The organism is Streptomyces sp. NPDC093544 (assembly GCF_040683495.1).
Lineage (GTDB): Bacteria > Actinomycetota > Actinomycetes > Streptomycetales > Streptomycetaceae > Streptomyces.
The window spans coordinates 73486-98114 of the sequence record NZ_JBFBEA010000030.1; the positions used below are offsets into that span (position 1 = coordinate 73486).

General features: G+C 68.6%; 21 protein-coding genes. 14 read left to right on the top strand and 7 right to left on the bottom strand.

Annotation, left to right across the window (positions count from 1 at the left end; genetic code table 11):
- Positions 1-25: 25 nt before the first annotated feature.
- On the bottom strand, positions 26-3226 hold the full coding sequence (locus AB0N66_RS35120) for a GH92 family glycosyl hydrolase (protein ID WP_365442711.1): 3201 nt from the start codon (positions 3224-3226) through the stop codon (positions 26-28).
- 510 nt (positions 3227-3736) lie between these two features.
- Between AB0N66_RS35120 and AB0N66_RS35125 the strand changes: the two genes are divergently transcribed.
- From AB0N66_RS35125 to AB0N66_RS35155, 7 genes are all read left to right on the top strand, one after another.
- On the top strand, positions 3737-4912 hold the full coding sequence (locus tag AB0N66_RS35125; RefSeq protein ID WP_365442713.1) for an ATP-binding protein: 1176 nt from the start codon (positions 3737-3739) through the stop codon (positions 4910-4912).
- Complete coding sequence (locus AB0N66_RS35130; protein ID WP_365442715.1) at positions 4909-5316, top strand: roadblock/LC7 domain-containing protein; 408 nt, start codon at positions 4909-4911, stop codon at positions 5314-5316. The genes AB0N66_RS35125 and AB0N66_RS35130 overlap by 4 nt, the downstream gene beginning before the upstream one ends.
- The gene (locus AB0N66_RS35135; protein WP_365442717.1) at positions 5313-5690 is read left to right on the top strand and encodes a DUF742 domain-containing protein; all 378 of its coding nucleotides are present in this window, start codon (positions 5313-5315) and stop codon (positions 5688-5690) included. The genes AB0N66_RS35130 and AB0N66_RS35135 overlap by 4 nt, the downstream gene beginning before the upstream one ends.
- Positions 5665-6258: an ATP/GTP-binding protein gene (locus AB0N66_RS35140; RefSeq protein WP_365442718.1), complete on the top strand. Its 594-nt coding sequence runs from the start codon at positions 5665-5667 to the stop codon at positions 6256-6258. Before AB0N66_RS35135 ends, AB0N66_RS35140 begins: the two co-directional genes overlap by 26 nt.
- 8 nt (positions 6259-6266) lie before the next feature.
- Entirely contained in the window at positions 6267-7613 is a 1347-nt protein-coding gene (locus AB0N66_RS35145) for a cytochrome P450 (RefSeq protein ID WP_365442720.1), read from the top strand.
- 242 nt (positions 7614-7855) lie between these two features.
- Positions 7856-8275 (top strand): hypothetical protein, encoded by a 420-nt coding sequence (locus AB0N66_RS35150; protein ID WP_365442722.1) that lies wholly within the window; start codon positions 7856-7858, stop codon positions 8273-8275.
- A 290-nt stretch (positions 8276-8565) separates the two neighbouring features.
- Complete coding sequence (locus tag AB0N66_RS35155; protein ID WP_365442724.1) at positions 8566-9705, top strand: tryptophan dimethylallyltransferase family protein; 1140 nt, start codon at positions 8566-8568, stop codon at positions 9703-9705.
- A 127-nt stretch (positions 9706-9832) separates the two neighbouring features.
- On the opposite strand, the gene AB0N66_RS35160 is transcribed toward AB0N66_RS35155, so the two are convergent.
- A complete protein-coding gene (locus AB0N66_RS35160; RefSeq protein ID WP_365442726.1) occupies positions 9833-11143 on the bottom strand; it encodes an NAD(P)-binding domain-containing protein in 1311 nt (436 codons plus the stop codon).
- Positions 11144-11408: 265 nt separating this feature from the next.
- Positions 11409-12440 carry a LacI family DNA-binding transcriptional regulator gene (locus AB0N66_RS35165; protein WP_365442728.1) on the bottom strand — a complete coding sequence of 344 codons (1032 nt, stop codon included), beginning with the start codon at positions 12438-12440 and terminating at the stop codon, positions 11409-11411.
- Between the two features lie 107 nt (positions 12441-12547).
- Here AB0N66_RS35165 and AB0N66_RS35170 point away from each other — a divergent pair, with 107 nt between their 5' ends.
- The 3 genes from AB0N66_RS35170 (at position 12548) to AB0N66_RS35180 (ending at position 15599) form a co-directional block, all read left to right on the top strand.
- Positions 12548-13723: a phytanoyl-CoA dioxygenase family protein gene (locus tag AB0N66_RS35170; protein WP_365442730.1), complete on the top strand. Its 1176-nt coding sequence runs from the start codon at positions 12548-12550 to the stop codon at positions 13721-13723.
- A gap of 8 nt (positions 13724-13731) precedes the next feature.
- Entirely contained in the window at positions 13732-14508 is a 777-nt protein-coding gene (locus tag AB0N66_RS35175; RefSeq protein WP_365442732.1) for an SDR family oxidoreductase, read from the top strand.
- A gap of 86 nt (positions 14509-14594) precedes the next feature.
- The gene (locus AB0N66_RS35180) at positions 14595-15599 is read left to right on the top strand and encodes a Gfo/Idh/MocA family oxidoreductase (protein ID WP_365442734.1); all 1005 of its coding nucleotides are present in this window, start codon (positions 14595-14597) and stop codon (positions 15597-15599) included.
- 62 nt (positions 15600-15661) lie between these two features.
- Here the strand turns inward: AB0N66_RS35180 and AB0N66_RS35185 are convergent, their stop codons facing one another.
- The 4 genes from AB0N66_RS35185 to AB0N66_RS35200 are packed head-to-tail and all read right to left on the bottom strand — an operon-like array spanning position 15662 to position 19596.
- On the bottom strand, positions 15662-16570 hold the full coding sequence (locus AB0N66_RS35185; RefSeq protein ID WP_365442736.1) for a sugar phosphate isomerase/epimerase: 909 nt from the start codon (positions 16568-16570) through the stop codon (positions 15662-15664).
- A 1-nt stretch (position 16571) separates the two neighbouring features.
- Positions 16572-17495 (bottom strand): ATP-binding cassette domain-containing protein, encoded by a 924-nt coding sequence (locus tag AB0N66_RS35190; RefSeq protein ID WP_365442738.1) that lies wholly within the window; start codon positions 17493-17495, stop codon positions 16572-16574.
- A gap of 5 nt (positions 17496-17500) precedes the next feature.
- Entirely contained in the window at positions 17501-18577 is a 1077-nt protein-coding gene (locus AB0N66_RS35195) for an ABC transporter permease (RefSeq protein ID WP_365442740.1), read from the bottom strand.
- The gene (locus tag AB0N66_RS35200) at positions 18577-19596 is read right to left on the bottom strand and encodes a sugar ABC transporter substrate-binding protein (RefSeq protein ID WP_365442742.1); all 1020 of its coding nucleotides are present in this window, start codon (positions 19594-19596) and stop codon (positions 18577-18579) included. Before AB0N66_RS35200 ends, AB0N66_RS35195 begins: the two co-directional genes overlap by 1 nt.
- 294 nt (positions 19597-19890) lie before the next feature.
- On the opposite strand from AB0N66_RS35200, the gene iolC reads away from it, so the two are divergent.
- Genes iolC through iolD form a run of 4 tightly spaced genes read left to right on the top strand, consistent with a single transcriptional unit; the run spans position 19891 to position 24601 of the window.
- Positions 19891-20883 (top strand): 5-dehydro-2-deoxygluconokinase, encoded by a 993-nt coding sequence (gene iolC, locus AB0N66_RS35205; protein WP_365442744.1) that lies wholly within the window; start codon positions 19891-19893, stop codon positions 20881-20883.
- A gap of 51 nt (positions 20884-20934) precedes the next feature.
- Positions 20935-21813, top strand: coding sequence for a deoxyribose-phosphate aldolase (locus AB0N66_RS35210; RefSeq protein ID WP_365442746.1), 879 nt, complete (start codon positions 20935-20937; stop codon positions 21811-21813).
- Positions 21814-21827: 14 nt separating this feature from the next.
- A complete protein-coding gene (gene iolB, locus AB0N66_RS35215; protein WP_365442748.1) occupies positions 21828-22724 on the top strand; it encodes a 5-deoxy-glucuronate isomerase in 897 nt (298 codons plus the stop codon).
- Positions 22724-24601 carry a 3D-(3,5/4)-trihydroxycyclohexane-1,2-dione acylhydrolase (decyclizing) gene (iolD, locus tag AB0N66_RS35220; protein ID WP_365442750.1) on the top strand — a complete coding sequence of 626 codons (1878 nt, stop codon included), beginning with the start codon at positions 22724-22726 and terminating at the stop codon, positions 24599-24601. The genes iolB and iolD overlap by 1 nt, the downstream gene beginning before the upstream one ends.
- Positions 24602-24629: the final 28 nt, after the last annotated feature.

Sequence of the window (24629 nt, forward strand, 5' to 3'; positions counted from 1 at the left end):
ACCCCTCAGTCGTGCGCCGGTTCGGTCAGCCGACGCCGATGCCGAACAGGTGTGTGTTCACGCTCTTCGGCAGCGTGACCGACGCGATGCGCTTGCCCTCGGGTGCTTGGAAGGGCTTGGTGGCGAAGACGTACGCGGGACCGGCATGGCCCGGATTGCGGTACTCGGTCTTGGCCACCACCGTGTTGTCGAAGACGGGTTGGGAGCCGCCGCCCGGGTACACCCAGTCGCCGAACGACAGGTCGGTCTGCTCCGTACTGCCGTCGGTGAAGGTGACCGTGGCCGTCGTCCGCACGTCTCCGTAGATCGCCGCGCCCACGAACACCAGCCGTTGCGCGTCGTCGAGGCCAATGGTCTGACCGTCCGCGTAGAGGTGGTCGGGGCGGCCGGGCGGGGAGTCCGGCCAGGTGAGCGTGGTGCCCGAAACCTCCACCTGCGCACCGGGGTTCAGGCCGGCGGCGGCCAGCGCCTGGCGGGAGTAACTGCCGCCGGAGCGGTCGAAGTCGCCCTGCGAGGTGTCGGTGTCGCTGGAGATGGCGGTGGCGTTGTAGGCGGCCGCGAAGCTCCCCTCGGCGGCGACCTGGACGTACACGGTCTGCTTGACCGCCGGGCCCCTGCCACCGCGCACGGTCACCGGGATCTCGTAGAACCCGTCGGCCGTGTCCGCCCCCGCGGTGGCGGTGAATTCGACGCTGCCGGAACCGCTGCTCTTGTCGAGTGTCAGCGTCTTCTTCGCCGCGCTCAGGCTCACCCCTTCCGGTGCCTCGGCGGTCACGGTGAGCTTGCGGTCCTGCCCGCTCAGCCGCTGCCCGTCCACGGTGAACGTCCCGGACTCGCCGGGCGCGACGGTGACCTGGTTGGGCGAGGCGCTCGCGAGGAAGGCCTCCTCGCCCTCCCGGTACGACGGCGGCGCGGCCTTCGCGGAAGTCGCCCAGGTGGTGTCGGGGGTCTCGCTCAGCTTGAAGTCCAGCCTGGCGCCCTTGCGTACGACGTTCTGCGGCAGATAAGTGCGCTCCCAGTTGGAGCCGTTGAGCTTGAGGTCGTGGATGTACTGGGTGTCCGCGGACGCCCCCGGCGCGCGGAGGTCGAGTGTGTGCTTGCCGGGCAGATCGAGCACCGCGCGCTCGAACAGCGGGCTGTGCACGGTGAGATCGGAGGTGCCCGGCGTCGCGGGATACAGACCGAGGGCGGCCCACACGTACCAGGCGGACTGCGCGCCCAGATCGTCGTTCCCGGGTTCGCCGTCGGGCGTGGGTCCGAAGAGCGTGGTGGCGACCTTGCGGACCGTCTCCTGCGTCTTCCACGGCTCGCCGAGGTAGTTGTAGGCCCACGGCACGGCGAAGTTGGGCTCGTTGCCTGCCCACATGTAGGGCTCGTTGGGGCCGACGTTGAGCTTGGTCAGGAAGGTGTCGAGCCGGTCGGCCGCCACCTCACGGCCGCCCATGGCGGTGGTCAGACCTGCCATGTTCTGCGGTACGAGCCAGTTGTACTGGGCGGCGTTGCCCTCGTCGAAGCCGCTCTGTCCGATCCCTGAGGTCGGGGCCTGGAACGCGGGGCCGTCGGGGAAGAGCCCTTCCTCGGTGCGCGGCTGGAGGTAGTCGGTCGACGCGTTGAAGATGTTCTGCCAGTTCTGGCCGCGCCGGGTGAACTCGGCGGCGGTGTCGTCCTCGCCCACGGCCTCGGCGAGCTGCGCGATGGCGAAGTCGTCGATCGACCACTCCAGGGTGATGGAGGCACCGACGCGCTGGTGGTCGCCGCGCGCGGAGTCGTTGTTGGGCAGGTAACCGAGGTCGACGTAACTCTCGATGCCAGGGCGCTCCTTGTACGCGCCGGGCGTCTCGTCCACCGTCGTCGCACCCTTGACGAGGTACTTCAACGCCGTGTCCACGTCGAAGTCACGTGCCCCGTACGCGTACAACGCGGCTACCAGAGGCACGGAGTTGTCACCGGTCATCTGACTCGTGGACTGGTTGGCCATCGGCCAGCGGGGCCACCAGCCGCTCTGTTCGGCGTCGTTCACGAGCGACTGCGCCATGTCGCTCGCCTCCTCGGGAAAGAGCATGGCCTGGAGCGGGGCCAAGGAGCGGTAGGTGTCCCAGTCGGAGAAGTTCGCGTACTGCGTACGGCCCTTGGGCAGCGTGCGGATCTTGTCGTCGAAGCCGATGTAGCGGCCGTCGACGTCATTGAAGGTGTTCGGGTGCATCAGCGAGTGGTAGAGCGAGGTGTAGAAGGTCTTGAGCTCACCCTCGTCCCGGCCGGCCACCCGTACCTTGCTCAGGGTGTCGGTCCACTGGTCGCGGGTCTTCTGCGCGACCGCGTCGAGGTCCCAACCGGGTATCTCCGCGGCCATGTTGGCCTGCGCCCCGGCCACGCTCACGTAGCTCATCGCCACCTTCGCCTGCACGGTGCGGTCCTCACCGGCCGCCGTGTCGAAGGTCAGATAGGCGCCGGCCCGCTTGGCGTCCACCGTGTCGCTGCCCGGCTCGACCGCCGAACCGTCCCAGGTGCCGTGCGCGGTGAACGGCTGGTCGAAGGTGATCGAGTAGTACAGCGTGTACGTGTTGGACTTGCCGCAGAAGTGCCCCGTCGTGGCGGAGCCCGTGACCTGGTTGTCGCCGACGATCCTCAGGTCGGCCGCGTCGTTCCCACCCAGACTCGCGCCGCCCTTGACCAGCACCTGGGCGGCGTCCGTGGCCGGGAAGGTGAAGGAGGCGAGCCCGGTCCGGGTCGTCGCGGCCAACTCGGCGCGTACGTCGGAGTCCTCCAGCGTCACCGCGTAGTAGCCGGGCTCCGCCTCCTCGGCGTCGTGCGAGTACTTCTCGGTGCGGTCCCAGGGTGCGGAGCCGATGTCGCCCACCACCGGGAGAATCGGCACATCGCCGAAGGCGCTGCATCCGACGGAGGCGTGATCGAGGCTGAAGCCGCGGATCCGGTCGTTGTGGTACTGGTACCCGGCATAGCTGTTCTGGGTGTCGGGCGAGAACTGCATCATCCCGAACGGCGCGGCGGGACCGGGGAAGTTGTTGATCTCGCCAAACGAACTGCCGCTCAGGCCGGTGCCGATGAACGGATCGACATAGTCGGCGGGGTCCTCGACGAGAGACGCCGTCGCGGCGGATGCCGACAACGTTGTCGGCGCGGCCTCCGCGGCGGTGGCGAGGCTCAAGAACAACGCCGTCGCGGCGGCGACGGCGCTCAGGGGGTGACGGATTCTTCGACGTCTCACGGGGCGGTCTCCGGGGGTGGGGGGCTGCGCGGGGACAGCGACACTTTCCCGGCGTGATCGTTGCCGAGTCAAGCCCTGCGACCAGGTGGGAAAACGTGGGGGCTCTCATGCATGCCCTCAGACAGGTGGGACGACGAGAGGGCTCGCGCGCCTGCCCTGCGTGCGTCCGAGGGGTCGTCGGACCGGAGGCCTGGCGCCGGTGCCCGTTTCCGCGTCGAGCGCGGTCCGGATTTGAATCGACAAATAGATAGCCTCGTCGGCCGTCACCACCCCGTTGAGGGGCGGGACTCGATAGGGCATCAACGCCCCCCGGAATTCGACCTATTGACGGTCAGTCAAGTGATCGTATGGTGATACGATCTCCGCACTTGCGGAGTGGGCAGATGGGTGCAAAACGACATCTCCGACTACGGGGACAGTCCGGGCGGTAACTCCGACGCCGGCAGTCCACCGGTCCACCGCATTGACGGAAATTCAGCAGCTGGCCGTCAGTCGCCTGAAGAGAGTCTTATGACGCATTACATACAGAACCCGATATTCTGGGCTCTCCTTCTCGTCTTCCTTGCCGCAGTCGCCGTCATTGTTGTCCAACGCAGGGCGGCGCGGGATTCGCGACGGGAGATGGAAGGGCTCAGAGCTCGTCACTCGGAGCGAGAGAAAGACTACTCGCAATCCATTCTGGATTCCCAGGAGCAAGCCCAGGAACACGCCCAGGAAGAAATCAAAACAGTCCTCAAGTCCGCCATGCGGACACTCCAGGTAACTGCCGCTGAGCAGCAGAAAATCATCTCTCAGCTTCAGGAGAAATACGGGGATTCCGTTATCCTCCAGGACCTCCTGGAGATCGACCACACGAACTCACAGTTCGGGCGGCGCGCCCAGTCCATCGCCGTGCTGTGTGGCGGCTGGCTGGGGAGCCGGCGTGAGGTCGCCTCGGTCTACGACGTGGTCCGCAGTGCACAGGGAAGGATCCGCCACTTCCGGCGGGTGGACATTCTCTCGCAGGTCGACTTCGGCGTCACCAGCCGAGCCGTGGAACCCGTGGCACTGGCTCTCGCGGAACTGCTCGACAACGCCACGAGCTACTCCAGCCCTGACACCGTTGTCGAGATCAATATTCGTACCGTGCCCAAGGGGATCTGCATCGTCGTCGACGACGCCGGTGTCGGTATGAATGACGAGGAGAGGGCCAGGGCCGCAAAACTCCTGTCGAGTGAGCGGGTGTCGGGTGTTTCAGGACTCGGCAACCCTCCGCAGTTCGGTTTCGCCGTGATCGGCGTGCTCTGCGAGCGCTTCGGCTTCGAGGTGTCCGTGGATTCCTCGTCCCCTTACGGGGGCGTGCGGTCGATTCTCCTTCTGCCGCACGAACTTCTCGCCACCATGCCGGAGCCGAAGGCACAACCGCCTGCGGCCCCCGTTGCCGCGGTGTCGGGTTCGATCGGACCCGAACCCACCCTGACCGCGTCCTCCGACGGTCTGCCGAGGCGACGCCGCAAGCGGCCGATGGCCGTCGTGCCGGGCACGCCGGCGGCTTCCGGCACCTCGACCCGTTCAGGCGCGGAGAGGGCAGCGATCTTCGGGGCCTTCCAACGAGGCACGACGTCCGGTCGAGACGCCGATCCGGACACGGCGGATCAGACGAGCGGCACACGTGGTGCAAGCAGCGAAGGACATGAGGTCTCGTGAACGACGATTCTGATCTGGCATGGATGCTCGACAGCGCCCTGGAGATACCCGGGGCCGTGCATGCGGTGCTGATTTCCGCCGATGGTCTGTTGATGACCCGAACAAAGGATCTCGACAGGGACGACGCGGACAGAGTTGCCGCCGCGATGAGCAGTATGCAGTCGTTGAGCCGCGCGCTCGCGTTCTTCTGCGCGGACCCACGGCAGCAGTGGCGGCAGACACTCGTTGAGTTCGACGGTGGCTGGGTCTTCCTGATCTCCGCCGGACCGGGCGCCTATCTCGCGGTGTCGGCCTCCCCCGACGTCGACATGGCGGACATCACCTTCCGGATGCAGCAGCTCGTCAGCCAGCTCGGCAAGGCGCTGACGACGCCGCCTCGCGCAGACCTCGGCGCACCCTCATGACGCGGCCCGATGAAGAGGAGTTCGAGGCCGGGGAGTTGGTGCGGCCCTACGTCGTCACCAAGGGCCGCGGCCTCCCCGACGAGTCGAAGCTCTCGCTGATCACCCTGGTCACGGCGGTGGCCGACGAGCACCAGCGGCCGACCCGGCTCTCTCCCGAGGAGCAGCGACTGCTGGACATCTCCGCCGTCGGCTACCTCTCGGTCGCCGAGCTCGCGGGGCACACGCAGTTACCCCTGGGAGTGGTGCGGATCGTTCTCTCCTCTCTCATCGAGGGGGGCTATCTCATCGCCCGGCCGCCCGTGGAACGTGCTGCCCTGGCTGACCAACAGATCCTTCAGGAGGTGCTGAATGGTCTCCGTTCAAGGTTTGGATGAAGAGGCCTACGTCCGTGACGGGGCGACACAGACCGCGGTGAAAATCCTGGTCGTCGGGCATTTCGCGGTGGGCAAGACCACGTTCATCGGGTCGATATCGGAGATCGTTCCGCTGTCCACCGAGGAAACGATGACGCGGGCCGCGGAAACGGTCGACGACCTCAAAGGCGTCCAGGGCAAGACCACCACGACGGTCGCCATGGACTTCGGGCGCCTGACCATCAGCGAGCGCGTCGTCCTCTATCTCTTCGGAACGCCCGGCCAGCAGCGTTTCGTGCAGATGTGGGAAGACATGGCCCGGGGCGCCCTGGGAGCGCTGGTGCTGGTCGACCCCGAGCGGCTCGCGGATTCCTTCCCCGTGATCGACCTGATCGAGCAGTACGGACTCGACTACGCCATCGCCGTGAACCACTTCACCGGAGTGCCGGTTCGTGACGAACAGGCGCTGCGCGAGGCACTGGATCTCCTCGACGACACTCCTGTCGTCACCTGCGACGCGCGGGACGAGAAATCGTCGGCCGAAGCACTGATCACACTCGTCCGCCACTTGCAGGACCGTGCCCACTAGGAGCAGAGATGGACGCTCAATCCGCCGCACCCGTGCCACCGCCCGGGTGCCCGGCCCACAATTCCGGCGGCCGTGTGCCGCTGTACGGGCCGGAGTTCGCGGCCGATCCGCAGGCGTACTACGAGTTCATGCGCCACTACGGACCGACCGCACCCGTGGAACTCGCTCCGGGCGTGGAGGCGACTCTCGTCACCGACTACTCGGCGGCACTGCAACTGCTGCAGGACTCCAGCACGTTCCGCAAGGACGCTCGCCGTTGGCGGGACTTCAATGAAGGCAAGATCGGCCCGGACAGCCCGGTCCTGCCGCTGTTGGCGTACCGGCCCAACTGCATGTTCAGTGACGGCGCCGAGCATCTGCGGCTGCGCCAGGCGGTCACCGACACCATGGCGCGGGTGGACTCCCGACGGCTGAGCCGGAGCACCACGCAGGTGTCGGACTATCTCATCGCCCAGTTCAGTGCCCGTGGTTCGGCCGACCTGGTCGGCGACTACGCCAAGCAGCTGCCGCTGTTCGTGTTCAACGAGCTCTTCGGCTGCCCCGCGGAGATCGGCGACCGGGTTCTTTTCGGCATCTCCGGCATGTTCGACGGCGTCAACGCCGAGAAGGCGGCCGAGGTGTTCTTCCAGGCCGTGGGCGAACTGGTGGCGCTCAAGCGGGCCAAGCCCGGTGACGACGTCGCCTCGTGGCTGATGCAGCACGAGGCACGGCTGACCGACGAGGAGATGGTCTATCAGCTGGCTCTGCTCCTGGGAGCGGGAGCCGAACCGCTGCGGAACCTCATCGGCAACACGCTGCACCGGCTGCTGACCCACGACAAGTACGCGCACGACGGCGGGCTGATCGGGGAAGCCCTTGAGGACACGCTGTGGGAGAACCCGCCCATGTCGAACTACGCGCCGCACTACCCGGCGGCCGACATCGAGTTCGCCGGAGGAAAGCTGGCGGCGGGTGATCTGGTGATGGTCAGTTTCGCCGCCGCCAACACCGGTCCCGCGCTCTCGGCCGCACGTCAGGCGGGCAGCAGCCGGGCCCACTTGGCGTGGAGCGCGGGTCCGCACGCCTGCCCGTCCAAAGACCCCGCCATGCACATCACCGTCACCGCCATCGAGAACCTGCTCAACCGGCTGCCCGACACCCAACTCACCGTGCCCGAGGACAGCCTGACCTGGCGACCCGGCCCCTTCAACCGGGCGCTGGCCACACTTCCCACCCGTTTCACCCCGGTTCAGCCGGTGCGGCAGGCAACCGCTCCGTCCCGAACGGAGGCGCCTGCGCGCGACAATGACGCCGCCGCGGCCCGCAAGCCGGAGCGCTCGGGGTGGAGCGGGTTCCTGTCCTGGTTGCGGGGGTGACGTACCCGGCATCCGTCAACTCCCCATGACCGCATGAACCTTCAACCGCAGGGGTAGTGAGCACGCGGCGTTGGTGTCGGTGATGAAGCAAGGCAATCAAAGGTACCCGCCCCCCGCAGGCGGGTACCTTCTTGCGGTCCACTACCAGGTGCCGTGCTGCCTCAAGGTGCTGTGCTGCCCCAACAGCGCGAAGTCGAGGGGCGCGGCCTCCCGTTCCGCGCGTTTCTTTTCGGAGGTATGACGTGATTCGCACGGAAGCGGCCTGGGTGCTGTTCTTCGCCGGGCTCATCTTTGTGTGGGCCTTGATTCTCGGGGTCTGGAAATGGCAGCAGATGGTCACCACGGCGAACGGCGCGGCGCACCCGTACGTCGACATCGCACACAGGTCAGCTCTGTTGTACTCGTTCGCGACGGGGCTCATCGCGGCATTCGTCCAGCTGTCCGGCTGGCCGTCCGCGGTGAACGGCACCGCAGCCGGGGCGATAATCCTGCTGTTCATCGTGACGATCACGAACTATGTCCGGCTCGGCTGGCAGGGCGAGACCGACAACCAGATGCGCAACGCACCGCACAGCATGCGGTTCATGCTGGCCGCGCTGATCGCCGGTGAGATCGGCGGCTTCCTCGTCCTCCTGACCGGCTTCGCCGAAGCCCAACTCTGATCCCGGGCGTGTCGGGCGACGACGCCTACGACACGATCGGAGGCAGCTTCTGTCCCGACTTGCAAGGTGATGTACACGACAACCGTCAACTCCCCATGACTGCATGACAGTTCAACCGCACGGGTAGTGACCAACGCGTCAGTTGAGTCGCTACCAGACATAGGGGGTGTCGTGTACCACATACCAACCAGCGCCGCGATCACGGCCCAACTTCATAGACAACAAGGCAAAATACCCGCCCCCGCAGGCGGGTATCTTCTTGTGCGCTCCGGTGTACAGCGAGACGAACGGTGACCGCCGCCCGGCCCGGCGACCGGAGCGATTCGAACGCTCCGGCGCTCGGCGGGTTCGCGGCGGGACAGTTGGTGCAGCTCTGCGATGTCGCGGGCCTGCAGGGGGCCGACGCCGAGATCTACGCGCATGTACTCATCGACGCGCTGGGTCCCCTCGCCGAGCGTCCACTGGACCGGCCGCCGCCCTCCGACAGCTTCCTCTCCGACGATCACACGCCGGTGGAGTTCTCGCTGTCCTTCCTGCCGGAAACGGCCCCGACACTGCGCCTATTACTGGAACCGGGATGCGGTGCCGGCGGTCTGACGCAGACCGGGCACACGGGGCTGCGGGTCATCCGCGAGATGGCAAAGCGCTGGGACTTCTCCACCGGCCAACTCGACGAGTTGGAGGACCTGTTCTTCCCGTCCTCCGCCGAGGGCCCCTTCGCGCTGTGGTGCGCGCTGGAGCTGCGCCCCGGCGGTGTGCCCAAGGTCAAGGTGTACCTGAATCCCGCGGCGTCCGGACCGGAACGTTCCGCCGGGACAGTACGGGAAGCGCTGCGCCGACTTGGCCACGAGCAGGCGTTCGCGACCCTGCCGCAGGCGGACGGCTACCCGTTCTTCGCCCTGGACCTCGGCGACTGGGACACACCCCGGGTGAAGGTCTACCTCCGGCACGACGACCTGTCGGAAGCAGAGGCCGGGCGCCTGCCTCGTACGATCCCGGGCCCCGGATCCGCGGAGGTCCAGGGCTTCTTCCGCACGGCAGCCGGCCTCAAGTCCGGTGACGGGCCGGACGCACGACTGGGCGGCCGGCCCGTCCTGTCCTGTCACGCCTTCACCGAGACGGCGACCGGCCTGCCGAGCGGCTTCACCCTCCACATCCCGGTCAGGGACTACGTCCGGCACGACGGGGAGGCTCTCGCCCGGGCAGTGACCGTACTGTGCCGGCACGGCATGGACCCCTCGCCGCTCCTCGGCTCAATGGCCGCCGTCACCTCGCGCCGGCCGCGGGACGGTGTGGGACTCATCGCCTATCTCGCGCTGACCTACCAGCACGGTCGGCCGACGCGGGTGACCACGTACATCTCCTCGGAGGCCTACGCGGTCCGGCCGCCGGTCGCCCCACTGCGCCATCAGGTCGAAACGGTGCACTGAGGCACGCCTCGACCCGCGAAGCCCCTGCCGGACGGCTTGCCCTGGGAGGCAAGCCGTCCGGCAGGAGCTTCGTTCGGGTGGCTATGCGGCGTACGAGCAGTTGGCTATGCAGGTACGAGCCAGATGGCTATGCGGCGTACGAGCCGTCCTGCTCGTCGCACAACTCCTGGAGATACGGCACGACATCGACCTGGATGGAGGAACCCTCTCCCTCCCCATAGCGGTCGACGACGCCACGCACGTAGGCGCTGATCTCCTTGTGCATGATCTCCGCGGACGGGAGGTCCACGTCGCCGTCGACGATCCGCGCCACCCAGCGTGCCTGGGCTTCCACCAGGCGGGTGATCGCTCCGACGGGCCGGACCAGGCCGATGAAGTGCAGGCCCGGGTGATCAGGGGCAACGACCCGCTTGTACAGCTCGACCGGCCCTTCCGGGCCTGACGGCCATCCAGCGGGAAGGAACGGGAAGGCCATGCGGTACCCGGTGCAGTAGACGATCGCGTCGGCCTCTTCGGAGCTTCCGTCGGTGAAGAGGACCCGTCTTCCCTCAAGGGACTCGATCGCGGGTCTGGGGATCACCGCGCCATGACGTATTCGGCTGAGGATCTCGTCCGAGATGGTGACGGCCGAGGCGAAGATCCGATGGTCGGGCTCGGGAAGGCCGTAGTCGGTCAGCCTCCCCCGCGCGACAAGCAGCGACTGCTCGACGAAGTGACGCTGCTCGGGCAGGGACATCTGGGTCCACCACGGGGCGTTGGCTATCTCGTCGAGCGACAGTCCGTAGAGCTGCTTGGGAACGATGTGCAGCCCGCGGCGGACCGAGAGCACCGTCTGTGCGGCATGCCGGGAGACGTCCGCCGCGATGTCCACCGCCGACGCGCCGAGCCCTACGACGATGACACGTTGCCCGTCGAAGTCGCTGCCGTCGCGATAGTCGATGGAGTGCAGAATCGTTCCGGCGTACGACTGTGAGCCGGCCGGCAGCGGGTCGGGGAAGGCCGGCTTCGTGTTGTGCCCCGAGGCGACGATCACATGCTCGAACCGCCGCGACGTCGATGCTCCGCTCGCGTCCCGGCTGACGACCGTCCACGCGTCGTCGGAATCCTGGCGCACGGACAGCACCTCGGTGCGCAGTTCGATGCGTGGCAGTACGTCGGCCCACTCCGCGTAGGAACGCAAGTAGGCGGCGACGTCACTGTGCCGCGGGTAGAGGGGAAAGGACTCGGGCATCGGGAAACCGGTGTAACCGGTGAGTTGCTTGGCGGTGTTGAGGTGCAGCGGCAGATAGCCCGGCCCCCGCTCCCCCGCCTGCGGCTGACGCCAGATCCCTCCGACGTCCGGTGCCTTCTCAAGGCAGACGAAATCGACGCCCCTGGCCGCAAGAGCGTGCGCGGCCGCCAGACCCGACAAACCCGCACCGATCACGCACACACCCATAGTTCCCCCCACAGGACACTTCCCTCCCACTCCCACCAAGGGACATCAATTCCCAGTCACCTACGGCCGCACACCGATGGAAAAGAGCCACCAACGGCCGAAGTTGGCCTGCGAGGGCCACAACCCGAACACCACGAAACCCGCGACCGTACGACGTGAACGGTGCACGAGACACTGCGCAGGGCCGGAGCGGTCACCCTCTGACGTCGGCCGTGATGCCCCGGATCTCCGGGGCGGGCACGGTCGGCGGAGACCCGCTCCTGGGTCAACGTGGCCGTGTCGTAGGCATGTTGTAGGGCGTGACCACCTGGATCGCGGACGGCAGGGTCGGGCCGGCGAGCGGCAGGGCGTCGTGGGCCCGCATCACGAGGCGGCAGGCCTCGCGCATGTCCTGGCGCAGATCGTGGTGGAGCACGGCCGACAGGCGTTGTTCGCGCAGCAGCAGGGTGTTGTCGTGGTCGAGGTCGTGCGCGATGAACACGGCGCACTCGCGGCCCATGTCCGCGAAGGCGCGCAGGGTCGCGTTGTTGCCGCCGCCGATCGAGTAGACCGCCCGGATGTCCGGGTCGCGCTTGAGGGCGGCCCGGACGAGGTCGTACTCGGTGGCGTCCAGGCCCTGCCCCTCGGCGATCTCGACGAGGGTCCGCTCCGGGTGCCGGGCGCGCATCGCGCCCCGGAAGCCCATCTCGCGCTCCTCCTCATTGCGGAAGAAGCCACTGCTGAGGCTGGTCAGTACATTGCCGGGCCGGTCACCGAGCCACTGGCCCATGAGGTAGGCGGCCGTCGCGCCCGCCGCCCGGTTGTCGATGCCGACGTAGGCGAGCCGAGCGCTCGCGGGCAGATCGGTCACCAGGGTGACGACAGGAATGCCGGCGGCGACGAGCCGGCCCACGGCGGCGGTCACCTCCGGCACGTCCGGGGCCTTGAGGATCACGCCCTGCGAGCCACGCCGCGCGATCCGGTCCAGCGTCCTGACCAGCTCCTCCACCGGCCCGGTCTCGCGGAAGTGGAAGCGTGAGCGCACGACGGCCGGGTGCAGGTCGGGCAGCTCGGCCTCCAGGGCGGCCTGTACGGCGGTGGAGAACCGCTCCGGTGTCTGCATCACGATGTCGATCATGAACGTACGGCCGACCAGCCTGACCTGGGTGCGCTGCCGGTCCAGATCGGCGATGGCCAGCCGGACCTCACGCACGGTGCTGTCCCGCACCCCGCCCCTGCCGTTCAGGACCCGGTCCACGGTGGCCTCGCTGAGACCTGCCTGACGTGCGATTTCCCGGATCGGGAAGGGGTGGCCCATGCGACGGCTCCCTGAGGGGTTTTTGATGGGTTCCTGCTGGTTGTTCGAAGGGTTTGTCATGACAAGAATGACAGAGCCGCACCGGTCCATGACCCGAGGGGACGACGATGTCCTTCACTTCCGCAGAACCCCGCGCCCGGCTCTCCGAGCAGGACTGCGACCTCGGCGCCTTCCGCGCGCTGGTCGAGCAGCCGACCGGCCTCTCCGACTTCCCGTACGCCTCCACGGCGGAACGGAACGTCCTCGTCTACGACAGCGACCGGCTGCGCAAGGCCGTGGCGGCCGGCGAGCGCCGCGACATCCAGGCCGAACTGGTCCGGGCGTTCGCCGAGGGGCCCGGCATCGCGGTCTTCCAGGGCGCCTTCCCGGACACGTCGGTCGTCGACCATACGACCGCCGTCTTCGACGCCCTGATCGCCGAGCAGCGTGCCTCGGGCGCGGGCGCCGGGGATCACTTCGCCAAGCCGGGGGCCAACGACCGGGTGTGGAACGCCCTGGAGAAGGCCGCCCTCCAAGACCCCGAGGCGTTCGCCGACTACTACGCGAACGACATCCTGGCCCTGGCGTCGGCCGCCTGGCTCGGCCCCGGCTACCAGGTCACCTCGCAGGTCAACGTCGTCCACCCGGGCGGCGCGGCGCAGACGGTGCACCGCGACTACCACCTCGGCTTCCTCTCCAACGAGGTCGCCGCCGGCTACCCGGCTCATGTGCACCGCCTCTCCCCCGTGCTCACGCTCCAAGGGGCGGTCGCGCACTGTGACATGCCGGTCGAGTCGGGCCCGACGATGTACCTGCCGCACTCCCAGAAGTACGAGCCGGGCTATCTGGCGTGGCGACTCCCGCAATTCCAGGCCTACTTCGAGGCCAACCACATCCAACTCCCCCTCGCCAAGGGTGATGCCGTCTTCTTCAACCCCGCGCTCTTCCACGCGGCCGGCACCAACCGCACGGCGGACGTCCGGCGCATGGCCAACCTGCTCCAGGTGTCCTCCGCGTTCGGGCGGGCGATGGAGACGGTGGACCGCGAGGCGGTGACCAACGCGGTCTTTCCCGTACTGCTGAAGCGCAAGGCCGAGGGCGCGGGCGAGGAGTGGCTGGACACGGTCGTCGCGGCCTGCGCCGAGGGCTACCCCTTCCCGACCAACCTCGACAGCGACCCGCCGGTCGACGGCCTTGCCCCGTCCTCGCAGGCCGACGTCGTACGCCGTGCGGTGCGCGAGGAATGGACCCCGCAGGCGCTCCGCGAGGAGCTGCGCGCCGGTGCCGAGCGACGCGAGAGCTGAGGAACACCGTGGGACTTCTCGACGACAAGGTCGTCCTCGTGAACGGCGGCAGCCAGGGCGTGGGCGCCGCGATCGCCCGGGCCGCGGTGCGCGAGGGCGCGATGGTGGCCGTCACCGGCCGCCGTCCCGAGCCCGGTGAGGCCCTGGTGGCCGAGCTGACCGAGGCGGGCGGCAAGGCGATGTTCGTACGGGCCGACCTGACGGACGCCCAGCAGGCGAAGGCGTCCGCGGCCGAGGTGATCGCCGCGCAGGGCCGGGTGGACTGTCTGGTGAACTCCGCCGGGCTCACCTCGCGCGGCACGCTGCTCGACACCACGCCCGAGCTGTTCGACCAGCACATCGCGATCAACCTGAAGGCGCCGTTCTTCGCGATGCAGACAGTGGTGGCCGACATGGTGGCGCGCAAGGCGCCCGGCACGGTCGTCAACATCATCACGTCCTCGGCGCACGGCGGGCAGTCCTTCCTGGCTCCGTACGTCGCCGCGAAAGCCGGGCTGATGGGCCTGACCCGCAACGCCGCGCACGCGCACCGCTTCGACCGGGTCCGGATCAACGGGCTGAACATCGGCTGGACCGCGACCGAGGGCGAGGACGCGACCCAGCGGGCCTTCCACGGCGCCAGCGACGACTGGCTCCAACAGGCCGCCGAACGCCTCCCGATGGGCAAGCTCGGCCAGCCGGACGAGATCGCCGACTTCGTGGTGTTCCTGCTGTCCGAGCGGTCCGGGGTGGTCACCGGTTCGGTGATCGACTGGGACCAGAACGTGCTCGGCGGACTCGACTAGACCTCCCCCTTCCTCCGCTCGTTCGGCGGACTCGACCAGACCTCCCCCCTCCTCCGCTCGTACCGCCTTTAAGGAGCCGCACGACCATGCGCATCGGAATCCTCGGCCTCGGCCGCATCGGCGCCTTTCACGCCGAGACCCTCTCCGGACTCGACGCGGTCGAGTCCCTCGTCGTGGCCGACCCGTTCGCGGAGGCCGCGAAGAAGGCCGCCGACCGGTTCGGCGCCGAGGTCGCGGACTCCCCCGAGGCCGTGCTGGCCGCCGGGGTGGACGGTGTCGTGATCGCCGCGGCGACGGACGCCCACCCGGGCCTGATCCTCGCCGCGGTCGAGGCGGGCGTCCCCGTCTTCTGCGAGAAGCCCGTCGCGAAGACCATGCGCGAGGGCGTCGAGGTGCTCAAGGCCGTCCGGGGCAGCGACGTGCCGATCCAGATCGGCTACAACCGCCGCTTCGACGCCGGCTTCGTGGCCGCGCGCGCCGCTGTCCGGTCCGGCGAACTGGGCAAGCTGCACACCGTACGGTCGACCACGCTGGACCCGGCGCCGCCGCCGGCCGCGTACATCGCCGCCTCCGGGGGCATCTTCCGGGACTGCAGCGTGCACGACTTCGACATCATCCGCTGGGTGACCGGCCACGAGGTGACCGAGGTGTACGCGGTGGGCGGCAACCGGGGCGCCGAGTACATCAAGGAGGCGGGCGACGCCGACACCACCGGCGCGATCCTCACCCTGGACGACGGCACCATCGCGGTGGTCTCCAACTCCCGCCACAACGGCCGTGGTCACGACGTCCGCATGGAGATCCACGGCTTCGACGACACCATCGCCGTGGGCCTGGAGGACAGGCTCCCGCTACGCTCGGTCGAACCCGGCGTGACCTTCCCGGCGGGCACCCCGTACGACTTCTTCATGGACCGCTTCGCCGCCGCCTACCGCGCCGAACTCACCGCGTTCACCGAGGTCGTGGCCGGCACCCGGCCCTCGCCGTGCACGGTCGCCGACGCCCTGGAGGCCGGCTGGATCGCCGACGCGTGCACACTTTCCCTGCACGAGCACCGCCCCGTCACGGTCCAGGAGGTACGGCAGGCCTGAGCGGGCTGACGACGGCGGCGCCGCGCACACCGACCCCGGTGCACGCGGCGCCGCCGTCGTCGTCAGGCGCCGCAGGAACGCAGGAACTTACGGGTGCGCTCCGCGATGGGGAACGGCCTGTCCGGCTCGCACGGGTACATGTCCTGCTCGACGATCGCGAACAGCTCCACACCCAGCCGCTGTGCCGCGATCAGCACCGGCTCCAACTCCGGTACGCCGGACGGCGGTTCGCACATCACCCCGCGCGCCACAGCCGGCCCGAACGGCACCTCGTTCGCTGTTACGTCCGCCAGGATCTCCGGGTCGACCTGCTTGAGGTGGAGATAGCCGATGCGTTCGGCGTACGTCTCGATCAGCTTGACGCTGTCGCCGCCGCAGTAGGCGTAGTGCCCGGTGTCCAGGCAGAGGTTGACCAGTTCGGAGTCGGTCGAGTCGAGGAAGCGCTCGACGTGGTCCTCGGTGTCGATGTGGGTGTCGGCGTGCGGATGCACGACGATGTCGAGGCCGTACGTCTCCTTGACCTCGTGCCCGAGACGTTCCATGCCCTTGGTGAGGTGGGCCCACTGCGCGCCGGTCAGCTCCGGCGGCTCCAGGATCTCGGCGGTCTTGTCATCCCGCCAGAAGGAGGGGATGACGACCAGATGCCGCGCGCCCATCGCCTGGGTGAGCGCGGCGACCTGGCTGACGTGCTCCCAGGTGGCGTCCCAGACGGAGGGGCCGCGGTGCAGGCCGGTGAAGACCGTGCCCGCGGAGACCAACAGGTCGCGCTTGGCGATCTCGTCGGTGAGCAGGGCCGGGTCGCTCGGCAGATAGCCGTACGGGCCCAGCTCGATCCAGGAGTAGCCGGCCTCGGCGACCTCGTCCAGGAAGCGCTGCCACGGCACCTGTTGGGGGTCGTCAGGGAACCAGACGCCCCAGGAGTCGGGGGCGGAGCCCACCCGGATGCGGTCCAGAAGGGGGCGGTCGGGCATGTCAGGAGGTCCCTTCGGGCGAAGCGGTAGCCGGAGCGGTCACCGGAGCCTTGAGGTCCCTCTCCCCGGGGAGACCCTCCACGTCGACACCGCGGACCTGGGCCAACTCGTTCTTCAGGGCTACGAGTTCGGTGCCGCCGGCCATGTGGTTGGTCAGTTCGTCGAGGGTGATCTCGTTGCGCTCCGCACTGAGTTCGAGGGTGCCGAGACGCAGCACGCTGAAGTGGTCGCCGACCATGTAGGCGTGGTGCGGGTTGTGGGTGATGAAGATGACGCCGAGGCCGCGGTCGCGGGCGGCGGCGATGTACTTCAGCACGACGCCGGACTGCTTGACGCCGAGCGCGGCCGTCGGCTCGTCCAGGATCAGCACGCGGGCGCCGAAGTAGACGGCGCGGGCGATGGCGACGCACTGGCGCTGGCCGCCGGAGAGTGTGCCGATGGGCTGTTCCAGGTCGTCCAGGATGATGCCCATGTTGCGCAGCTCTTCGTCCGCCGTCTTCTTCATCCTCTCGATGTCGAGGCGGCGGATCGGCCAGGGGCCCTTGGTCATCTCGGAGCCGAGGAAGAAGTTGCGCCACACCGGCATCAACGGGACGGTGGCCAGGTCCTGGTAGACGGTGGCGATGCCGCGGTCGAGGGCCTGGCGCGGGGTCGAGAAGTGCACCGGTTCGCCGTCGACGAGGAACTCGCCCTCGGTGTGCTGGTGCAGCCCCGAGATGATTTTGATGAGGGTGGACTTGCCGGCGCCGTTGTCGCCAAGGACGCAGGTGACCTGGCTGGGGCGGACGGTGAGGTCTACGCCGTGCAGGGCGCGGATGTTGCCGTACGACTTGCCCGCGTTGCGCAGCTCCACGAGAGGGGCTTCGCCCTGGGGGACGGTGTCCTTGAGGATGGCGCCATGGGTGCCGGTTCCATTGCTTGTCATAGGGGTCACCTCCGGGTCGCTGTGCGCTGGACCCACAGATTGATCATTACGGCGCCGAGCAGCATCACGCCGAGGAACGCCTTGAACCAGTCGGGGTTCCAGCCGGCGTAGACGATGCCCTGCTGCACCATGCCGAACATGAACGCGCCGAAGACCGGGCCGATCGCGGAGCCCGCGCCGCCGGTCAGCAGGCAACCGCCGATCACCGCCGCGGAGATGTAGATCAGCTCCTGGCCGACTCCCTCGCCCGACTGCACGGTGTTGAAGGAGAACAACTGGTGCATGCCGATGAACCAGGCGCCGAAGCCGACCAGCATGAACAGCGAGATCTTGGTGAAGGCCACCGGAACACCGACGGCCCGCGCGGACTCCTTGTTGCCGCCGACCGCGAAGACCCAGTTGCCGTACTTGGTGCGCAGCAGCACCCAGGTGGCGATGGCCGCGAAGACCAGCCACCACACGATGGTGATCTTCACCTGGACGCCGCCGATGTCGAAACTCGACGCGAAGACCTTCTTGGCCTGGTCGAAGCCGTCCATGGTGCTGATGTCGTCGGTCGCCACATTGCCGGTGACCAGCTTGGTGACCGCCAGGTTGACACCTTGCAGGATCAGGAAGCTGCCCAGGGTGACGAGGAAGCTGGGCAGCCCGGTCTTGACCACCAGCCAGCCGTTGAGGAAGCCGATCCCCAGCGACACGACCAGCGCGGCGATCACACCGACCCATACGTTCATGGTCAGTTGGTAGCTGAGCATGCTCGCGGTGAGCGCGGAGGTGATCACGGCGACACCGGCCGACAGGTCGAACTCCCCGCCGATCATCAGCAGAGCCACCGGCAGCGCCATGATGCCGATGGTCGACGACCCGTAGAGGACGTTCGCCATGGAGCCGGCCTCGCGCACCGGCGGCGCCGAGATCAGGAAGAACACGTAGACCGCGGCGGCGCCGAGGAAGACGCCGACCTCGGGGCGGGCCAACAACCTGAGTGCCAGGGGGCGTTGGGTGGTCCGGCCGTCGGTCTGCTGCGGGCCGGAGGCCGGCGGTGAGGTCACCGCCGGCTCGGCATGCTGGGTCATGCTCATCACCGGGTTCCGTTGGCGGCGAACTTGGCGACGCTCTCGACGTTGGTCTTGTCGACGAAGGCCGGTCCGGTCAGCACGGGCTGCTCACCGCCGCCGCTGTAGTTGCCGTTGTTCTTGTAGAGCCACAGCGAGTCCACGGCCAAGTAGCCCTGGAGGTACGGCTGCTGGTCCACGGCGAACTCGATGGTGCCCTTGCTGATGGCGCTCGTCAGGTCCTTGTTCAGGTCGAAGGTGGCGATCTTCGCCTTGCTGCCCGCGTCGGACACCGACTGCACGGCGGTCAGCGCGAACGGGGCGCCGAGCGTGACCACGTAGTCGATGGCCTTGTCCTGCGTGAGCTTGGCGGTGATGGTCGACTTCACGGACGGCATGTCGGTGCCGTTGACGTTCAGTGTCTCGGTGGTTCCGCTGAACGTCTTCTTCACGCCGTCGCAGCGCTGGGTCAGACCGATGTTGCCCTGCTCCTGGATGACACAGACGACCTTCTTGGCGCCTTCCGAGTTCAGCTTGCTGCCGAGCGCCTCGCCGGCGACGGTCTCGTCCTGGCCGAAGAACTCCAGCAGTCCGAGGCTCTTCCAGTCGCTGACACCGGAGTTGAGGCCGACCACGGGTATGTTCGCGGACTTGGCCTTGCTAAGGACGTCCTTCATCGCGTCGGGCTTGGCGAGGGTGATCGCGATGCCGTCGACCTTCTGGTCGATGGCGTTCTGGACCAGGTTGGCCTGGTTGCCCGCGTTCGGGTCCGCCGAGTAGATGAGCTTGATGTTGTCCTTGGCGGCGGCTGCCTCGGCGCCCTTGCGGACGATGTCCCAGAACGTGTCACCGGGTGCCTGGTGCGTGACCAGGGCGACCGTCATCCGCGGCGTGGTGGCCTTGCCCGCGGAGGCGCCGTCGGCGCTCTCCTCGGCCTTCTTGCCGCCCGAGCTGCTGGAGCAACCAGCGAGGGTCAGGGCCGCTGCCGCGGCCACGGCTACGAAGGGGGCCATTCTGCGGAAGCGGGTCTGAGAAGAGCGGTCCATCTTTCCTGCACCTCACTGTGCTACGGAAGAAAGGGAGCAGGGATCACAAGGATCCGGGGCCCGGGATCTGCGGAGATTCCGGGTCTTGCGCTACGAAAAGCGGCTGTCGTGTTGGGACGGAATCCAATCCCTGGGCGCGTCCGCTGTCAATACTTTGTTAAGACATCATTTCACGATCAGGTCCGAATGTAAGTACAAACTATTGACAGCGCACCCCTCCGAGTCCTACACCTGGTAAGCGGCAGGCCCGCTGGGACCCGCACACCCCCGCAGCTCGATCGAGGAGCGTCGCGCATGGCCGAGTCAGCCCAGTCCTTCGATCTGATCACGATGGGCCGCATCGGGGTGGATCTCTACCCGCTGCAGACAGGCGTGCCCCTGGAGCGCGTGGAGACCTTTGGCAAATTCCTCGGCGGTTCGGCCACCAACGTGGCGGTCGCGGCCGCCCGGCTCGGCCGCAGCACCGCGGTGATCACCCGCACCGGCGACGACCCCTTCGGCACCTATCTGCACGAGGCGCTCAGGGAGTTCGGCGTGGACGATCGCTGGGTCACGCCGGTCGCCGACCACCCAACCCCGGTCACATTCTGCGAAATCTTCCCGCCGGACGACTTCCCGCTGTACTTCTACCGGCAGCCCAAGGCTCCCGACCTGGAGATCCGCACCGACGAGCTGGACTACTTCGCGATCCGGAAGGCCCGCGTCTTCTGGATCACCGGCACCGGTCTGAGCGAGGAGCCGAGCCGCTCCGCCACGCTCGCCGCCCTCAAGGCGCGCGACAGGGCGGGCATCACCGTCTTCGACCTCGACTGGCGCCCGATGTTCTGGCGGGACCCGGAGGAGGCTCGCCCGTACTACGCCGAAGCGCTGCGTCATACGACGGTCGCGGTGGGCAACCTCGACGAGTGCGAAATCGCCACCGGCGTCCGCGAACCGCGCGCCTGCGCCCAGGCACTGCTCGACGCGGGCGTCGAACTCGCAGTCGTCAAGCAGGGTCCCAAGGGCGTCCTGGCCATGCACCGCGACGGCAGGACCGCCGAGGCGCCACCGGTCCCGGTCGAGGTGCTCAACGGCCTCGGTGCGGGCGACGCGTTCGGCGGCTCGCTGTGCCACGGGCTGCTGTCCGGCTGGGAGTTGGAGACAACCATGCGGTACGCCAACGCGGCCGGCGCCCTCGTCGCCTCCCGGCTCGCCTGCTCCTCCGCGATGCCGACCGGGTCCGAGGTCGAGGATCTCCTCGTGAGCGCCGAAGCAAGCGCCGGAGTTGGCGCCCGAGTGAGCGGCTGAGCACGCCGTGGAGTACGCGGCCGACCGAGCCACCCTTGAACGGAGCTTCTCTTGAGCATCAGCATCGCCGACCTGGTCACGGTCAGGGCCCGGCATCCGGAGGCCGTCGCCGAGGCGGCCGCCCGCCGGGTGCGCCGCCCACTGCTCGGTGACAGCGGCCGGCTGATGATCGTGGCCGCCGACCATCCGGCGCGCGGCGCCCTCGGTGTCGGCGACCGCCGAAGCGCCATGGCGAACCGGGCCGCCCTGCTGGAGCGCCTTTGCGTCGCGCTGTCGCGGCCGGGCGTCGACGGGGTGCTGGCCACCGCCGACATACTGGAGGACCTGCTCCTGCTCGGCGTCCTCGACGGCAAGGTCGTGATGGGCTCGATGAACCGCGGCGGCCTGGCCGGCGCCACCTTCGAGATGGACGACCGGTTCACCGGCCACCGCGCCCAGGACATCGCCCGGCTCCGCTTCGACGCGGGCAAGCTGCTGCTCCGTATCGACTACGCCGACCCGGGCTCGCTGACCACCCTGGAATCCACCGCGCGCGCCATAGACGACATGGCGGCGGCTCAACTCCCCCTGTTCGTCGAGCCGTTCATCTCCCGCCGGATCGACGGCGCGGTCCGCAACGACCTGTCCGCCGAGGCCGTCATCCGCTCGATCGCCATCGCCTCGGGCCTGGGCGGCACCTCCGCCTACACCTGGCTGAAGCTCCCCGTCACCCACGACCCGGACGACATGGCCGAGGTCCTGGAGACGTCGACCCTGCCCGCCGTCCTCCTCGGCGGTGAGGTCGGGGACGACCAGGAAGGCGCGTACGAACGCTGGCGCAAGGCGCTGCGCCTGCCCACCGTCCAGGGCATGGTCGTCGGCCGCTCCCTGCTGTACCCCGCCGAGGGCAGCGTGGAGACGGCGGTGGACACGGCCGTGAGTCTGTTGTGAACCGGAGGCACACAATGACCAGTGCGTATCACCTTCCCGCCGGAAAGGCCCTGGGTGGCCCCTACGTCGTGGACGTCAGCCCCGAGTCCGCCGACTGGGGCTACTCCAGCCTGCGCGTCCTGGAACTGCCGCCGGGCGGCGGGCACACCTTCGACACCGGCGACAGCGAGTGGATCGTGCTGCCGCTGAGCGGCGCCTGCACCGTCGCCACCGACGACGACTTCGGTCACGAGACCTTCCAACTCCACGGCCGGAAGAGCGTGTTCACCGCCGTCAGCGACTTCGCGTACGTCCCACGCGATGCCCGTACGACGATCTCGTCGACCGGCGGCGGACGCTTCGCCCTCACCGGCGCGCGCTGCACCCGCCGCCTGCCCGCCCGTTACGGCCCCGCCTCGTCGGTGCCGGTGGAGCTGCGCGGCACCGGCAACAGCTCGCGTCAGGTCAACAACTTCGGGGCCGCAGGGGTCTTCGAGTGCGACAAGCTGATCGCCGTCGAGGTGATCACCCCGGGCGGCAACTGGTCGTCGTTCCCTCCGCACAAGCACGACGAGCACCGCCCCGGCGAGGAGTCCGTCCTTGAGGAGATCTACTACTTCGAGTTCGCCGACCACGAGGGCACGCCCGGCCTCGGCTACCAGCGCGTCTCCCCGTCCGGGCAGGGCCGTAACACGGACGTTCTGGCCGAAGTGCGCGGCGGAGACGTCGTGTTGATCCCCGACGGCTGGCACGGGCCCTCGATGGCGGTGCCCGGCCACCACATGTACTACCTCAACGTCATGGCGGGCCCCGAGGACGACCGCTCCTGGCTGATCTGCGACCACCCCGATCACGCCTGGGTCCGCTCCACCTGGCCGCAGCAGCCCGTCGACCCCCGCCTCCCCCTCTACACGGCACCGGAGAAGTCCTGATGAGCACCCCCACCCGCCGTCTGACCGTCGCCCAGGCCCTGGTGCGCTTCCTGTCGGTCCAGTACACCGAGCGCGACGGCGTGCGGCACCGGCTGATCGCCGGTACCTGGGGCATCTTCGGGCACGGGAATGTGGCAGGCATCGGCCAGGCGCTCCTGGAGGCGGGCGAGGAGGCGATGCCGTACCACCAGGGCCGCAACGAGCAGGCCATGGTGCACGCGGCGGTCGGCTACGCCCGCCACCTGGACCGGCTGTCCACGCAGGCGGTCACCAGCTCCATCGGACCGGGCGCCACCAACCTCGTCACGGGTGCCGCGCTGGCCACGATCAACCGCCTGCCGGTCCTGCTCCTCCCCGGCGACTACTTCGCCACCCGCGCCGCCGACCCGCTCCTCCAGCAGTTGGAGCACCCGGTCGAGGCGGACCTGTCGGTCAACGACACGCTGCGCCCGGTGTCCCGCTACTTCGACCGGATCACGCGCCCCGAGGCTCTGATCCCGTCCGCCCTGAACGCCATGCGCGTGCTCGCCGACCCGGTGGAGACCGGAGCCGTAACTCTCGCTCTGCCGCAGGACGTTCAGGCCGAGGCATACGACTGGCCCGAGGAGTTCTTCGCCGAGCGCGTCTGGCACGTACGGCGGCCCGCGCCCGACCCGTTCGAGCTGGCGGAGGCGGTGGCGGCGATCCGGGCCGCCGAGCGCCCGCTGATCGTGGCGGGCGGCGGGGTCCACCACAGCCGGGCCGAGGAGGCGCTGAAGGCGCTGGTGGACGCCACCGGCATCCCGGTCGCGTCGACCCAGGCGGGCAAGGGCTCACTCCGCCACGACCACCCCGCCGACCTGGGCGGCATCGGCCACACCGGCACGGCGGTCAGCGACGACCTCGCACGCGGCGCCGACCTCGTCATCGGCGTCGGCACCCGCTACACCGATTTCACCACTGCTTCCGGCACCCTTTTCCAGAACCCGGACGTCCGCTTCGTCAACCTCAACATCACCGCGTTCGACGCCCACAAGCTGGCCGCGCGGACGCTGGTCTGCGACGCGAGGGCGGGGCTAACGGCGTTGACGGAGGCACTGTCCGGCCACCGTGTGAACTCGGCTTACGAGGCCGAGTACCGCGTCGGCAAGGGCCGCTGGGAACAAGTTGTTGACGCCGCTTTCACCGCCGCCGACGAGAACGCCGTACCGACCCAGACGCAGGTGCTCGGCGCCCTCGACGCGATCGTGGGCGACGACGACGTGGTGATCAACGCCGCCGGTTCACTCCCCGGCGACCTGCACAAGCTGTGGCGGGCGCGCAGCCCCCGCCAGTACCACCTGGAGTACGGCTACTCCTGCATGGGCTACGAGATCCCGGCCGGCATCGGCGTCCAGCAGGCCGCCCCTGACACGCCCGTCTGGTCGCTGGTCGGCGACGGCACCTACCTGATGATGCCGACCGAGATCGTCACCGCCGTCCAGGAGGGCCTGCCCGTCAACCTGGTCCTGATCCAGAACCACGGCTACGCCTCGATCGGCGGCCTCTCCGAGTCGGTCGGCGGAGAGCGCTTCGGCACCGCCTACCGCTACCGGGCCGCCGACGGCACCTTCTCCGGCGCCCCGCTCCCGGTCGACCTCGCCGCCAACGCGGCGAGCCTCGGCATGGACGTGCTGCGCGCCAAGACGGTGCGCGAACTGCGCGAGGCCCTTGCTACCGCCCGCGCCTCGGACCGGCCGACGTGCGTGTACGTCGAGACGGACACCGTCACCGCGACCGCGCCCCCGGCCGAGGCCTGGTGGGACGTTCCCGTGGCCCAGGTCGCGTCCCGCGAGGCCGCGACGACGGCCCGCTCGGCCTACGACCGCAAGGTCGCCGACCGCCGCCACCACCTCTGAACTCCCCTCCCCCGAAAGGCCCTTGCAC

What these genes read in the sequence shown, in the direction of transcription:
- AB0N66_RS35125 (WP_365442713.1), top strand. Translation starts at nt 3,737, where the DNA reads ATGACGCATTACATACAGAACCCGATATTCTGGGCTCTCCTTCTCGTC.
- AB0N66_RS35135 (WP_365442717.1), top strand. Translation starts at nt 5,313, where the DNA reads ATGACGCGGCCCGATGAAGAGGAGTTCGAGGCCGGGGAGTTGGTGCGG.
- AB0N66_RS35140 (WP_365442718.1), top strand. Translation starts at nt 5,665, where the DNA reads ATGGTCTCCGTTCAAGGTTTGGATGAAGAGGCCTACGTCCGTGACGGG.
- AB0N66_RS35145 (WP_365442720.1), top strand. Translation starts at nt 6,267, where the DNA reads ATGGACGCTCAATCCGCCGCACCCGTGCCACCGCCCGGGTGCCCGGCC.
- AB0N66_RS35160 (WP_365442726.1), bottom strand. Translation starts at nt 11,143, where the DNA reads ATGGGTGTGTGCGTGATCGGTGCGGGTTTGTCGGGTCTGGCGGCCGCG.
- AB0N66_RS35165 (WP_365442728.1), bottom strand. Translation starts at nt 12,440, where the DNA reads ATGGGCCACCCCTTCCCGATCCGGGAAATCGCACGTCAGGCAGGTCTC.
- AB0N66_RS35170 (WP_365442730.1), top strand. Translation starts at nt 12,548, where the DNA reads ATGTCCTTCACTTCCGCAGAACCCCGCGCCCGGCTCTCCGAGCAGGAC.
- AB0N66_RS35180 (WP_365442734.1), top strand. Translation starts at nt 14,595, where the DNA reads ATGCGCATCGGAATCCTCGGCCTCGGCCGCATCGGCGCCTTTCACGCC.
- AB0N66_RS35185 (WP_365442736.1), bottom strand. Translation starts at nt 16,570, where the DNA reads ATGCCCGACCGCCCCCTTCTGGACCGCATCCGGGTGGGCTCCGCCCCC.
- AB0N66_RS35190 (WP_365442738.1), bottom strand. Translation starts at nt 17,495, where the DNA reads ATGACAAGCAATGGAACCGGCACCCATGGCGCCATCCTCAAGGACACC.
- AB0N66_RS35195 (WP_365442740.1), bottom strand. Translation starts at nt 18,577, where the DNA reads ATGAGCATGACCCAGCATGCCGAGCCGGCGGTGACCTCACCGCCGGCC.
- AB0N66_RS35200 (WP_365442742.1), bottom strand. Translation starts at nt 19,596, where the DNA reads ATGGACCGCTCTTCTCAGACCCGCTTCCGCAGAATGGCCCCCTTCGTA.
- iolC (WP_365442744.1), top strand. Translation starts at nt 19,891, where the DNA reads ATGGCCGAGTCAGCCCAGTCCTTCGATCTGATCACGATGGGCCGCATC.
- iolB (WP_365442748.1), top strand. Translation starts at nt 21,828, where the DNA reads ATGACCAGTGCGTATCACCTTCCCGCCGGAAAGGCCCTGGGTGGCCCC.
- iolD (WP_365442750.1), top strand. Translation starts at nt 22,724, where the DNA reads ATGAGCACCCCCACCCGCCGTCTGACCGTCGCCCAGGCCCTGGTGCGC.